12 protein-coding genes and 2 riboswitches are annotated in these 13,012 nt (G+C 69.7%); of the genes, 10 read left to right on the plus strand and 2 right to left on the minus strand.

Annotated elements, in window-relative coordinates; genetic code table 11:
• Nucleotides 1-12: 12 nt before the first annotated feature.
• Together gcvH and gcvT are read right to left on the minus strand one after the other, a co-directional pair.
• A complete protein-coding gene (gene gcvH / locus H4687_RS32485; protein ID WP_046912761.1) occupies nucleotides 13-390 on the minus strand; it encodes a glycine cleavage system protein GcvH in 378 nt (125 codons plus the stop codon).
• Nucleotides 391-515: 125 nt separating this feature from the next.
• The gene (gene gcvT / locus H4687_RS32490; RefSeq protein ID WP_046912760.1) at nucleotides 516-1,643 is read right to left on the minus strand and encodes a glycine cleavage system aminomethyltransferase GcvT; all 1,128 of its coding nucleotides are present in this window, start codon (nucleotides 1,641-1,643) and stop codon (nucleotides 516-518) included.
• Nucleotides 1,644-1,678: 35 nt separating this feature from the next.
• Nucleotides 1,679-1,800: riboswitch (glycine riboswitch) on the minus strand.
• Nucleotides 1,801-1,897: riboswitch (glycine riboswitch) on the minus strand.
• A gap of 217 nt (nucleotides 1,898-2,114) precedes the next feature.
• On the opposite strand from gcvT, the gene H4687_RS32495 reads away from it, so the two are divergent.
• From H4687_RS32495 to H4687_RS32540, 10 genes are all read left to right on the plus strand, one after another.
• The gene (locus H4687_RS32495) at nucleotides 2,115-2,783 is read left to right on the plus strand and encodes an AAA family ATPase (RefSeq protein ID WP_097249323.1); all 669 of its coding nucleotides are present in this window, start codon (nucleotides 2,115-2,117) and stop codon (nucleotides 2,781-2,783) included.
• 88 nt (nucleotides 2,784-2,871) lie between these two features.
• Nucleotides 2,872-3,648: an enhanced serine sensitivity protein SseB gene (locus tag H4687_RS32500; protein WP_046912758.1), complete on the plus strand. Its 777-nt coding sequence runs from the start codon at nucleotides 2,872-2,874 to the stop codon at nucleotides 3,646-3,648.
• 172 nt (nucleotides 3,649-3,820) lie between these two features.
• Entirely contained in the window at nucleotides 3,821-4,615 is a 795-nt protein-coding gene (locus tag H4687_RS32505) for an enhanced serine sensitivity protein SseB C-terminal domain-containing protein (protein WP_005480035.1), read from the plus strand.
• A gap of 329 nt (nucleotides 4,616-4,944) precedes the next feature.
• The gene (locus H4687_RS32510) at nucleotides 4,945-5,943 is read left to right on the plus strand and encodes an ABC transporter permease (RefSeq protein WP_046912757.1); all 999 of its coding nucleotides are present in this window, start codon (nucleotides 4,945-4,947) and stop codon (nucleotides 5,941-5,943) included.
• A 74-nt stretch (nucleotides 5,944-6,017) separates the two neighbouring features.
• A complete protein-coding gene (locus H4687_RS32515) occupies nucleotides 6,018-7,775 on the plus strand; it encodes an ABC transporter substrate-binding protein (protein ID WP_225966894.1) in 1,758 nt (585 codons plus the stop codon).
• 69 nt (nucleotides 7,776-7,844) lie between these two features.
• The gene (locus H4687_RS32520) at nucleotides 7,845-8,852 is read left to right on the plus strand and encodes an ABC transporter permease (RefSeq protein ID WP_046912755.1); all 1,008 of its coding nucleotides are present in this window, start codon (nucleotides 7,845-7,847) and stop codon (nucleotides 8,850-8,852) included.
• Nucleotides 8,849-9,943: an ABC transporter ATP-binding protein gene (locus H4687_RS32525; protein ID WP_046912754.1), complete on the plus strand. Its 1,095-nt coding sequence runs from the start codon at nucleotides 8,849-8,851 to the stop codon at nucleotides 9,941-9,943. Before H4687_RS32520 ends, H4687_RS32525 begins: the two co-directional genes overlap by 4 nt.
• A complete protein-coding gene (locus H4687_RS32530; RefSeq protein WP_046912753.1) occupies nucleotides 9,940-11,247 on the plus strand; it encodes an ABC transporter ATP-binding protein in 1,308 nt (435 codons plus the stop codon). The genes H4687_RS32525 and H4687_RS32530 overlap by 4 nt, the downstream gene beginning before the upstream one ends.
• Before the next feature lie 63 nt (nucleotides 11,248-11,310).
• Nucleotides 11,311-11,946, plus strand: coding sequence for a trimeric intracellular cation channel family protein (locus tag H4687_RS32535; protein ID WP_005480022.1), 636 nt, complete (start codon nucleotides 11,311-11,313; stop codon nucleotides 11,944-11,946).
• A 93-nt stretch (nucleotides 11,947-12,039) separates the two neighbouring features.
• Entirely contained in the window at nucleotides 12,040-12,894 is an 855-nt protein-coding gene (locus tag H4687_RS32540; RefSeq protein WP_046912752.1) for a thioesterase family protein, read from the plus strand.
• Nucleotides 12,895-13,012 lie beyond the last annotated feature (118 nt).

Genomic DNA, 13,012 nt, shown 5'->3' on the forward strand with positions numbered 1-13,012 from the left:
GACCTCGTCTTCTCAGCCGGCGGTGTGGGCGACGTACTCGTCGGCGGAGAGCAGGTCGTCCGGCTCCTCCGCGACACGTACCTTGAACAGCCAGCCGCCCTCGAACGGGGCGGTGTTCACCAGCGACGGGTCGTTGACGACGTCCTCGTTGATCTCGGTGATCTCACCGGACACCGGTGAGTACAGGTCGCTCACCGACTTGGTGGACTCCAGTTCGCCGCAGGTCTCGCCCGCGGCCACCGTGGAGCCCACGTCGGGGAGCTGGGCGTAGACGACATCGCCGAGCGCGTTCGCCGCGAACTCCGTGATGCCGACCGTCGAGACGCCGTCCTCGGCGACCGACAGCCACTCGTGCTCCTTGCTGTAACGCAGCTGCTGGGGGTTGCTCATGGCCTGAATTCTCCTGTACGCGGGGGAGTGGTGATGAAGGGGGGACGGCTGAAACCGCTGTTGAGCAGCGCGGATGTGCCGAGGGTCACGCTCGGGGTCCGTACGACGCCGCTTCTACGAAGGTGTCACTTCTGCCGCTTGTAGAACGGCAGCGCCACGACCTCGTACGGCTCGTGGCTGCCCCGGATGTCCACGCCCACACCGGCGGTGCCCGGCGCGGAGTGCGTGGCGTCGACGTACGCCATGGCGATCGGCCTGCCCAGCGTCGGGGAGGGCGCTCCGGAGGTGACCTCGCCGATCACCTGGCCGTCGGCGACGACCTGGTACCCGGCGCGCGGCACCCGGCGCCCCTCGGCGACCAGGCCCACGAGGACGCGCGGCGGGGCCGAGGCGGCGCGCTCGGCGGCGGCCGCCAGCGCCGTGCGCCCGACGAAGTCGCCGTCCTTCTCGAACTTCACGACCCGCCCGAGCCCGGCGTCGAACGGCGTCAGCCCGGTGGACAGCTCGTGCCCGTACAGCGGCATGCCGGCCTCCAGGCGGAGCGTGTCCCGGCAGGACAGCCCGCAGGGCACCAGGCCGACGCCCTCGCCCGCCTTGGTCAGAGCCTGCCACAGCTCGACGGCGTGCTCCGGCTTCACGAACAGCTCGAAGCCGTCCTCGCCGGTGTACCCGGTGCGCGCGATCAGCGCGGGGACCCCGGCGACCGTGCCCGGAAGGCCCGCGTAGTACTTCAGACCGTCGAGGTCGGCGTCGGTGAGGGCCGCCAGGACGCCGGGCGACTCGGGGCCCTGGACGGCGAGCAGCGCGTACGCGTCCCGGTCGTCCCGCACCTCGGCGTCGAACCCGGCGGCACGCTCGACGAGCGCGTCCAGCACCACCTGGGCGTTGGAGGCGTTCGCGACGACGAGGTACTCCGTGTCCGCGAGCCGGTAGACGATCAGGTCGTCGAGGATGCCGCCGTCCTCGCGGCAGATCATGGTGTAGCGGGCGCGGCCGGGCTTCACACCGCCGATGTTGCCGACCAGCGCGTGGTCGAGCAGCGCGGCGGCCCCGGGACCGGAGACGGTGATCTCGCCCATGTGGGAGAGGTCGAAGAGACCGGCCTTCGTGCGGACGGCGAGGTGCTCGTCGCGCTCGGAGCCGTAGCGCAGGGGCATGTCCCAGCCTGCGAAGTCGGTCATCGTCGCACCGAGGCCACGATGCAGGGCATCGAGCGCGGTACGGCGCGATCCAGCGGTGGGGCTACTGCTCATCGGTTCTGCTCCCAGGGCATGACAGGCGAGGGCGATCCTCCCCTTCTGTCATCGGAACCTGAGAGGTTCACCGCGACCGCGCGTATCGGTGGTCGTGGTTTGCACCTTGGGTGGAGCCGTCCCCTACGAAGAGGCGCGGCCCGCTTTTCAGATGTGCCTCGCCCGCGCGGTATCTGGGCCTGAGAGATTCAAGGGAGGGACTTGCTCCTTCGGCGCCCCAGCGAGACTGCTGGGAGCTCTCCCGCGCGGATTCAAGCGGCCGGTATGCAGTTGGCGCGCACATCATTGCACGCATCGACGCGGCGCGGCAGGGGGACCTTTCACAGGTGGGGGACGACGAGGGGAAGCGGACACAGTGGTTCGTAGCACTCTTGTGGCAGGACGAGGACTGAACCAGGAGGGATCGGGCATTACCTTTTCTTTACAGTCTGTGGGGATGGGTCTCCATACCCCTAGGGGAGGACGATCACGGTGAACAGGACCACGGCGTACGCGACGACCTCGGGCATCGCCATGCCCAAGCAGCCCGTCGCACCGGCCGGTGAGGCGTGCGGCCCGTTCCCGAGGGCGGTCGTCCGCGACCTCAGGGAGCGAGCCGGGCGCAGCCCGCGCGGACTGTCCTTCGGCCCGCAGGACCTGGTGGTGGTGACCGGGCTCCCCGGCAGCGGCAAGTCGACGCTGATGCGGCGGAGCGTGCCGGGCGTCCGGATCGACTCCCAGGACACCCGCGACCGGTTCGACGCGCGCTTCGCCCGCCACCTGCCGTACGCGGCGTACCGGCCCTTCGTGCGCCTCGCCCACTACGCGGGGCTGCGGCGCGCCCTGCGCTCGGGGGAGGGCGTCGTCGTGCACGACTGCGGGGCGCAGGCATGGGTACGAAGTTGGCTCGCCCGGGAGGCCAGGAGGCGGGGCGGCACCCTGCATCTGCTGCTGCTCGACGTGACACCCGGCGAGGCGCGGGACGGGCAGCGGGAGCGGGGGCGAGGGGTGTCGCGGTACGCCTTCGCACGGCACCGGGGTGCCATGACCAGGCTGCTGCGGGCGGTCGAGGAGGGACGGCTGCCGCAGGGGTGCGGGGCGGCGGTGCTCCTCGACCGGGCGGCGGCGGACGTCCTGAAGCGGATCGACTTCGTGGGGTAGCGGGGCGCCCCGGAGGGGCGCGCCCCCGGCCCGGAAGCAATTAAGGTGCAGGGACAACAGCATCACGGAGCAAAGCGGTAGGCAGCAGATGGACTTCCCGGCGGACTTTCCGGCACAGGCGCATCCCCACGGGCACGGCGGGTGGCCCGGCAACGAGCTGGAGGAGGTGCTGTCCGCGTCGCTCGGCGTGCCCCAGGCCGGGGCGCGGATCGTGGAGGTGCTGGCCCGCAGCTTCGTATGGGTGCCGCTGCCGGAGGGCGGCGGCCCGCAGAGCGGTCAGCTCGATCTGCCCACGATGGAGTTCGACGGTCAGGCGTACGTGCCGGTCTTCACCTCCGAGGAGCAGTTCCGCCAGGTCGTCGGCCATCACATGTCGTTCACGATCGCCCCGGCCGTCGAGTTCGCGCGCGGTCTGCCCCCGCAGATCGGCCTCGCCCTGAACCCGGACGGCGTCGTGGGCATGCCCTTGCCGCCGCCCGCCGTGGCCGAGCTGTGCCGGGCCGGACGGACCCCGCTGGACGGCACGGCGAACGGCGCCCGCGTCCGGCTCTTCGAACCGGACTGGCAGGACGAGCCCGTGGACTTCCTCGCGGCCGCCTCCGCCGAGTTCGCCGCGACCGGGGTGGTCCTCTCCGCCCGCCGCTGCCTCGCCACCATCGAGACCGCCGCCCCCGTCATGTTCATCGGCGTCGAACTGGCCTCCTGGGAGGCCGACCGCGGCCTCCCCCTGGCCGCCCTCGGCAGGGCCCTGGCCAAGACGCCGGTTCCCTGGCCGGTCAACATGGTCTTCCTGGACGTCGCCCAGGACCCGGTGGGGGACTGGCTCCGCGAGAAGGTACGGCCGTTCTACCAACAGGGCTACTGATCAGCGCATCCCGAAGGGGCGCGGGGAACGGCGCGACCAGCCACGACGCGCCCGCCCTCCGTGACGCACGACAACCCCCGAGCCCTGACCGGCTCAACCCGCACACCACCTAAGCTGTTTCCCACCACCAGGGTCCACCACCCACCACGGTCCACATCGAAGGGCGGCCAACGTGAGCGCGAGCGGCAGCCGCATCGCCACCGGGCAGGTCGAGCACATGCTGCGGCAGGTGACGCCCGGGCGTTACGACGCCTACGAGGCGCTGCTGCGTGCCCTCGCCACCCCGTCCTCCGGCCAGATCTGGATGCTGCTCTGGCACGGCCAGGGCGGCTCCCCGGACGCGCAGTACGGGAACATGGAGGTCGAAGGGTTCAACTACGCCCCGTGCGTGACCTCCGCCCAGGAGCTCTCCGCCAGTGGCTGGAACCGCAGTTACGAGGTCGTCGACGGCCTCGACGTGGCCCGCACCCTCTACCCCGACCACTACGGCCTCTGGCTGAACCCGCACGCCCCGGGCGGCGGTGTCGGCATCCCCTGGCTCGACCTGCGCCGGATCGCCACGGGCCTGGAGCGGCAGCCCGCCGGCCCGCTCCGGCTGTCCGAGCCGGCCATCGAGATCCCCCAGTTCTACGGCCTGCTGACCCAGAACGCGCACCGCACGCCCGCCGTGCGCTCGCTGCGCCGCGCCTGGGTGCAGCCCGCGCTCGGCGCGCCGTACCTGGCCATCGGCCTCGACGTGTACGACACCTCGCCGCCGGCCGTCGACTCGGTGCGCGCGATGATGCAGCAGTCCATCGGCGCCGTCCCGGACGGTCTGCCCGTCTCCACCGTCGCGATGTCCGACGAGTACGACCCGGTCGCCATGTGGCTGCGCGCCGGCGCCCGCCCGTTCTACGACCGCGAGGCCCACGCGGCCCCGGCACAGGCCCCGGCGGCGGGCGGCTACGGCTATCCGAGCCGGTACTGAACCGCCGCGCCCACGACTCTCCACCGCACCCACCGCTCAACAGAGCGTCACGTCCGGATAGCGGAACCCCGCTGGCCACATCACGGTTGCGCATACATTCGCCGCCGGGTCTGGTGCCTGATCGCGCGGCCGTTGAAGACTCCCCCAGAGCGATGGGGGGATCCGGCGAACGCGCTGTTCACGCGGTGAAGTTCGATGCCGTACCCCTCCCTCGTACCCAGCAGTAGTCACAGAGCAGGCGAAAGAGCAGTGGTGACGGACCGCACCGCAGACCCGGGCGGCCGCCAGGCACAGTCGGCAACCACCGGCACGGGCAAGCACGAGGGACGATGACCGCACCCATTGAGACGACCGGATCGCAGGCCGAGGCACAGCCCGAAGCCGTGCTGGAAGGTGTCGAGGCCAAGAAGATCGAGGGCCGTTCGCTCGGCCAGATCGCCTGGACCCGCTTCAAGCGCGACAAGGTGGCGGTCGCCGGTGGTCTCATCGTCGTCCTGCTGATCCTGATCGCGGCCCTCTCCCGGCCGCTGCAGTCGCTGTTGGGGCTCGACCCCAACGCGTTCAACCAGGACCTGATCGATCCCAACACCTCGCTCCCCCAGGGCGATTTCGGCGGGATGAGCTGGGACCACCCGCTCGGTGTCGAGCCGAAGTTCGGCCGCGACATCCTCGCCCGCATCCTGGAGGGCTCCTGGGTCTCCCTGGTCGTGGCCTTCGGCGCGACGATCCTGTCGAACGCCATCGGCGTGGTGCTGGGTCTGGTCGCCGGCTACTACGGCGGCCGGGTCGACACGGTCGTGAGCCGGCTGATGGACACCTTCCTGGCGTTCCCCCTGCTGCTCTTCGCGATCGCCATCTCCGCGACGCTGCAGGGCGGCGCCTTCGGTCTCGAAGGTCTGCCGCTGCACATCTCGGTGCTGATCTTCGTCATCGGTTTCTTCAACTGGCCGTACATGGGGCGCATCGTGCGCGGTCAGACCCTGGCGCTGCGCGAGCGGGAGTTCATCGACGCCTCGCGCGGGATGGGCGCGGGCGGCCCGTACGTCCTGTTCAAGGAACTGCTGCCCAACCTCGTCGCGCCGATCATCGTCTACTCGACCCTGCTCATCCCGACCAACATCATCTTCGAGGCGTCGCTCAGCTTCCTCGGTGTCGGGATCCAGCCGCCGCAGGCCTCCTGGGGCGGCATGCTCAACCAGGCTGTCGACTTCTTCGAGGTCGACCCGCAGTACATGATCGTTCCCGGCCTCGCGATCTTCATCACGGTGCTGGCCTTCAACCTCCTCGGTGACGGCCTCCGGGACGCCCTCGACCCCCGCAGCCGCTGACGTCTGCGACCGCGGCCCGGTTGTGGCCCGAAGTCCCACGCAACTGTCCAACTACGAAGGAGAACCCGACCATCATGCGAAGGTCAGCAATGGCCGCTGTCGCGGTTGTGAGCAGCGCCGGCCTGCTTCTGTCCGCCTGCAGCAAGGCGGACGACGGCTCGGACGACGCCCCCAAGGGAGCCGGCGCCAACGCCGCGACCACGGGTGTCGTGAACGAGTCCACGGCGAAGGGCGGCACGGTCACCTACGCCAGTTCCGACGCCCCCGAGTCCCTCGACCCGGGCAACATGTACTACGCGTACGGCTTCAACTTCAGCCGCCTCTACGCGCGTCCGCTGATGACCTTCAAGCCCGGCCCGGGTGAGAAGGGCAACGAGCTGGTCCCGGACCTCGCCGAGAGCGCGGGCACGCCCAGCGACGGCGGCAAGACCTGGACGTACAAGATCCGCCAGGGCGTCAAGTTCGAGGACGGCACCCCGGTCACCTCCAAGGACGTCAAGTACGCCGTGGAGCGCTCGAACTTCGCGCGTGACGTGCTCTCGCTGGGCCCGAACTACTTCCAGCAGATGCTGAACGACCCGAAGAAGTACAAGGGTCCCTACAAGGACAAGGGCGACAAGGGCATCTCGTCCATCGAGACCCCGGACGACCACACGATCGTCTTCAAGCTCAACAAGGCGTTCTCCGAGTTCGACTACCTGGCGAGCATGCCGCAGACGGCTCCGGTGCCGAAGGCCAAGGACACCGGCGTCGACTACACCAAGAAGGTCGTCTCCACCGGTTCGTACAAGTTCCAGAAGTACGACGAGGGCAAGCAGATAGTCCTGGTGCGCAACCCCGAGTGGGACGCCAAGACGGACCCGCTGCGCAAGCAGTACCCGGACAAGATCGTGGTGAACCTGAAGGTCAACAAGGCCACCATCGACAAGGACGTCATGTCCGGCGACACCATGATCGACATTCAGGGCACCGGTGTCGACGCCCAGACGCAGGCCCAGGTCCTCAAGGACAACGACCAGAAGGCCAACACGGACAACGCCTCCGGCGGCCGTCTCGTCTACACGGCGATCAACACCAAGGTCGCGCCGTTCGACAACGTCGAGTGCCGCAAGGCCGTCGAGTACGCGATCGACAAGGTCGCCGTGCAGACCGCCATGGGCGGCCCGATCCGCGGTGACATCGCCTCCACGGTGCTGCCCCCGGACGTCACGGGCTACGAGAAGGCCGACGCGTACGCCACCCCGGACAGCAAGGGTGACGTCACCAAGGCCAAGGAGCACCTGAAGGCCTGCGGCAAGGAGGGCGGTTTCAAGACCTCCATCTCCGCCCGTACCGACCGTCAGGGCGAGGTCGACGCGGCCACCGCGGTCGTCGAGGCGCTGAAGAAGGTCGGCATCCAGGCCGACATCAAGCAGTACCCGTCGGGCAAGTACTTCTCCGACTACGCGGGTGTGCCGGCGTTCAACAAGAAGAACGACATCGGCCTCATCATGATGCAGTGGGGTTCCGACTGGCCCACCGGCTACGGCTTCCTGCAGCAGATCGTGCACGGCAAGGCCATCGGCCAGTCCGGCAACACCAACCTGTCCGAGCTGAACGACCCCGCGGTCAACAAGCTGCTGGACGACGCGATCGGCAACACGGACGAGGCCGCCCGCACCGCGGCGTACACCGAGGTCGACAAGAAGGTCATGGAGCAGGCCGCCATCGTGCCCCTGACCTACTTCAAGGTCCTGCTGTACCGCTCGCCGTACGCCACCAACCTGGTGTCGTCCTCGGCCTTCAGCGGTCAGTACGACTACCTCAACATCGGTGTCAAGGAAAAGAAGTAGCCCCGGAAGGCAGGTGAAGGCATTGGCGCCCGCGGGTGAGCACACCCGCGGGCGCCGGCGCCGGTCCTCGTGATCTCGTACATCCTCCGCCGGACGATCGCGGCGGTGATCCTGCTGCTCGTCGTCACTGCGGTCACCTTCGGTATCTTCTTCATCCTGCCGAAACTCGCCGGGCAGACCGCCGACCAGCTGGCACAGCAGTACATCGGCAAGAACCCCTCGCCCGAGGACATCGCGGCGGTCAAGCGGAACCTCGGCCTGGACCAGCCGGTCTACGAGCAGTACTGGAACTTCATCAAGGGCATTGTCTCCGGTGCCACGTACGACCTCGGGCCCACCACGGTCCGCTGTGACGCCCCCTGTTTCGGCTACTCCTTCAAGGACCATCTGGAGGTCTGGCCGCAGCTCACCAGCCGGCTGCCGGTGACCATCTCGCTCGCCTCCGGCGCCGCCGTGCTGTGGCTGCTGGGCGGCATCACGGCCGGTGTCATCTCGGCCCTGAAGCCCGGCTCGTTCTTCGACCGGGCCGCCATGGGCGTGGCGCTCGCGGGCGTCTCCCTGCCCATGTTCTTCACCGGCCAGCTCGCCCTGCTGCTGTTCAGCTACCAGCTGGAGATCTTCGGCCGGACGTACGTCCCCTTCACCGAGAACCCCTCGCAGTGGGCCAACACCCTCTTCCTGCCGTGGTGCTCGCTCGCGCTCCTCTATTCGGCCATCTACGCCCGGCTCACCCGCTCGGGCATGCTGGAGACGATGAACGAGGACTACATCCGCACCGCGCGGGCCAAGGGTCTGCGCGAGGGCAAGGTGGTCGTCAAGCACGGCCTGCGCGCCGCGCTGACCCCGCTGGTGACGGTCTTCGGCATGGACGTCGGTCTGCTCCTCGGCGGCGCCCTCATCACCGAGACCGTGTTCTCCCTGCACGGCATCGGCGAGTACGCGGTCCAGTCGATCAGCGCCAACGACCTGCCCCCGATCCTCGGGGTGACCCTGCTCGCGGCGTTCTTCGTCGTCTTCATGAACCTTGTGGTGGACCTGCTGTACGCCACGATCGACCCGCGGGTGAGGCTCTCGTGACCGAACTGTCCAAGACCGGGGCCGCCGTGGGCGAGCCCGCACGTGCCGGGGACGCCCCCACGGCGTTCCTCGAAGTGCGCGACCTCAAGGTGCACTTCCCCACCGACGACGGCCTGGTCAAGTCCGTCGACGGCCTCTCCTTCCAGCTGGAGAAGGGCAAGACCCTCGGCATCGTGGGCGAGTCCGGCTCCGGCAAGTCGGTGACCTCGCTGGCGATCATGGGCCTGCACCGGCTCGGCGCGCGCGGCAAGAACGTGCGGATGTCCGGCGAGATCTGGCTCGACGGCAAGGAACTCGTCGGGGCGAGCCCCGACGAGGTGCGCCGGCTGCGCGGCCGCGACATGGCGATGATCTTCCAGGACCCGCTGTCCGCGATGCACCCGTACTACAGGGTCGGCAGCCAGATCGTCGAGGCGTACCGGGTCCACCACGACGTCAGCAAGAAGGTCGCCCGCAAGCGCGCCGTCGAACTCCTCGACCGCGTCGGCATCCCGGAGCCCCACAAGCGGGTCGACGGCTACCCGCACGAGTTCTCCGGCGGTATGCGCCAGCGCGCCATGATCGCCATGGCCCTGGTCAACAACCCCGAACTGCTGATCGCCGACGAGCCCACGACCGCCCTGGACGTCACCGTCCAGGCGCAGATCCTGGACCTCATCCGCGACCTGCAGAAGGAGTTCGGCTCCGCGGTCATCATCATCACGCACGACCTCGGCGTGGTCGCCGAGATCGCCGACGACATCCTCGTGATGTACGGCGGCCGCTGCGTGGAGCGCGGCCCGGTCGACGACATCTTCTACGGACCGCAGCACCCCTACACCTGGGGCCTGCTCGGCTCGATGCCGCGCATCGACCGCGCCCAGACCGACCGGCTCATCCCGGTCAAGGGCCAGCCGCCGAGCCTCATCAACGTCCCCTCGGGCTGCGCCTTCAACCCGCGCTGCCCGTACGCGGACCTCCCCAAGGACAACATCACCCGCACCGAGCGCCCCGAGTTGCGCGAGGTCGGCGGCCGGCACTTCACCGCCTGCCACCTGTCGCAGGAGGACCGTACGCGGATCTGGACCGAAGAGATTGCGCCGAAGCTGTGAGCGAGACTGAGACCCGGGCCGCCGTGCCGGCCCCGCGCACCGACGCCGACGAGAAACCGCTGCTCAGGGTCGAGGGCCTGGTCAAGCACTTCCCCATCAAGAAGGGCCTGCTCCAGCGGCAGGTCGGGGCGGTCAAGGCCGTCGACGGCATCGACTTCGAGGTGCGCCGGGGCGAGACCCTCGGCGTCGTCGGGGAGTCCGGCTGCGGCAAGTCGACCATGGGCCGGCTCATCACCCGCCTGCTGGAACCGTCCGGCGGCAAGGTCGAGTTCGACGGCACGGACATCACGCACCTCAAGACGGCCGGGATGCGTCCGCTGCGCCGCGACGTCCAGATGATCTTCCAGGACCCGTACGGCTCGCTGAACCCCCGCCACACCATCGGCACCATCGTCTCGGCGCCGTTCAAGCTCCAGGGCGTCGAGCCCGAGGGCGGGGTGAAGAAGGAGGTCCAGCGTCTCCTGGAGCTGGTGGGCCTGAGCCCCGAGCACTACAACCGCTACCCGCACGAGTTCTCCGGCGGCCAGCGCCAGCGCATCGGCATCGCCCGCGCGCTCGCCCTCAAGCCCCGGATGGTCGTCGCGGACGAGCCGGTCTCCGCGCTCGACGTGTCCATCCAGGCGCAGGTAGTCAACCTCATGGACGACCTGCAGGACGAGCTCGGCCTGACGTACGTGATCATCGCGCACGACCTCTCCGTCGTCCGTCACGTCTCCGACCGCATCGCCGTGATGTACCTCGGCAAGATCGTGGAGCTGGCCGACCGGGACTCCCTGTACGCGGCGCCGATGCACCCGTACACCAAGGCGCTGCTCTCGGCCGTGCCCATCCCGGACCCGGCGCGCCGCAGCGCCAAGAGCGAGCGCATCCTGCTCAAGGGCGATGTGCCCTCGCCGATCGCGCCGCCGAGCGGCTGCCGCTTCCACACCCGGTGCTGGAAGGCCACGCAGGTCTGCACGACCACCGAGCCGCCGCTGGCCGAGCTGAAGCCGGGGCAGCGGGTCGCCTGTCACCACCCCGAGAACTTCGAGGACCAGCAGCCCCAGGACGTCGTCCTGCTGACGGCCGCGAAGGAGGCGGGCGAGCTGGTACCGGACGCGGTGAAGAAGACGGAGGCGCCCGCGGAGCCGGAGGTTCCCGCCGTGTCGGAGACGTCCGCGGTGTCGGAGACGTCCGGCGATCCCGAGCCGCCGGTCGCGACGGAACCGCCTGCGGAGACCAAGGTCGCCAAGGCACCGGAAGCCGCCGAGGCGCCGGAAGCCGCCAAGGCACCGGAAGTCGCCGAGGAAACCGACGACAAGTAAGCGAAATCGAGCCCCCGCCTTGCAATGTAAGGCGGGGGCTCGTCGTTGCGTCACAATGTAGGGGTGTCTCCCTATCCGCTCGACCTGATCGGCATCTTCGTCTTCGCGATCTCCGGCGCCCTGCTGGCCGTCCGCAAGAACTTCGACGTGTTCGGCATCGCCGTCCTCGCCGAGGTGACCGCCCTCGGCGGCGGGCTGTTCCGGGATCTGGTCATCGGCGCCGTACCGCCGGCCGCCTTCACCGATCTCGGCTACTTCTTCACCCCGCTGCTCGCCGCCCTCCTCGTCTTCTTCCTCCACCCGCACGTGGAGCGCATCCAGTCCGGGGTCAACGTCTTCGACGCGGCCGGCCTCGGCCTGTTCTGCGTCGCGGGCACGACGAAGGCGCACGCGTACGGACTCGGTCTCACCGCCTCCGTCGTCCTCGGCCTCGCCACCGCGGTCGGCGGCGGTGTGCTGAGGGACGTCCTCGCCAACGAGGTGCCCTCGCTGCTGCGCTGGGACCGGGACCTGTACGCCGTCCCCGCGATGGTCGGCGCCGGGATGGTCGTCCTGTGCATCAGCCTGGACGCCCTGAACCCCTTCACCTCCGCCCTCGCCGCGATCACGGCCTTCGTGCTGCGACTGCTGGCGATGCGGTACCACTGGCGGGCCCCGCGGGCGTGGAACCGGCGGTCGGCGGCCGTCGAGGAGGCCTGAGGGCCTGGAGGCCTGGGGGCCCGGAGGTCCGGGTGCCTGAGGGTCCGGGGCATAAAGCTACCGCTTAGTAATCACCTGTTGTACGGTTCATCCATGCCCGAAGCAGCTTCCGTACAGGCCACCATCGGCGACAGCGAGTTCGACCGGGACACCGCGGTCACCCGGCGGTCGCCCGGCGTCTACGACGTCGACCTCTCCGCCGGCTGGACGATCATCGGCGCCGTCAACGGCGGCTATCTCCTCGCCGTCCTCGGCCGCGCCCTCGCCGAGGCGCTGCCGCACGGCGACCCGTTCACGATCTCCGCGCACTACCTGACCGCCTCCCAGCCGGGCCCGGCGGTCGTCCGCACGGACGTCGTACGCACCGGCCGGACCCTGTCGACCGGCCAGGCCTCCCTCTTCCAGTACGACCCCGAGGGCCGCGAGGTCGAGCGGATCCGCGTCCTCGCCTCCTACGGCGACCTGGACGCCCTCCCGGACGACGTCCGTACGACGGCGAAGCCGCCCGCGATCCCGCCGATCGAGGAGTGCTTCGGCCCGCAGGACGCGCCCGGCCCCGTCCCCGGCGGCTCCGCGATCGCCGACCGTCTGTTCCTGAAGCTGGACCCCGCGACCCTCGGCTGGGCGCTCGGCGCGCCCTCCGGCAAGGGGGAGATGCGGTCGTGGTTCGGGCTCGCCGACGGCCGTGACCCCGACCCGTTCTCCCTGCTCCTCGCGGTGGACGCGCTGCCGCCGACCGCGTTCGAGATGGGCCTCGAGGGCTGGGTCCCGACGGTCGAACTGACCGTCCACGTCCGGTGCCGCCCGGCGCCGGGCCCGCTCCGCGTCGCCATCTCCACCCGCAACCTCGCCGGCGGCTTCCTGGAGGAGGACGCCGAGGTCTGGGACAGCGCGGACCGGCTGGTCGCGCAGTCCCGGCAACTGGCGCGCGCCAGGCTGACGAACTGACGGACCAGGACCCGTGCCGCGTTGATCTCCCGCCGCCGCCCTGTCTGTGGCCACGCCCCACTTCCTGGTGGCCGGAGCCGACAGGCGGTGGGCAGACAGAGGGGCGCGCCCGTGAACG

Origin of the sequence: Streptomyces stelliscabiei (genome assembly GCF_014873495.1) — a bacterium.
Taxonomy (GTDB): domain Bacteria; phylum Actinomycetota; class Actinomycetes; order Streptomycetales; family Streptomycetaceae; genus Streptomyces; species Streptomyces bottropensis.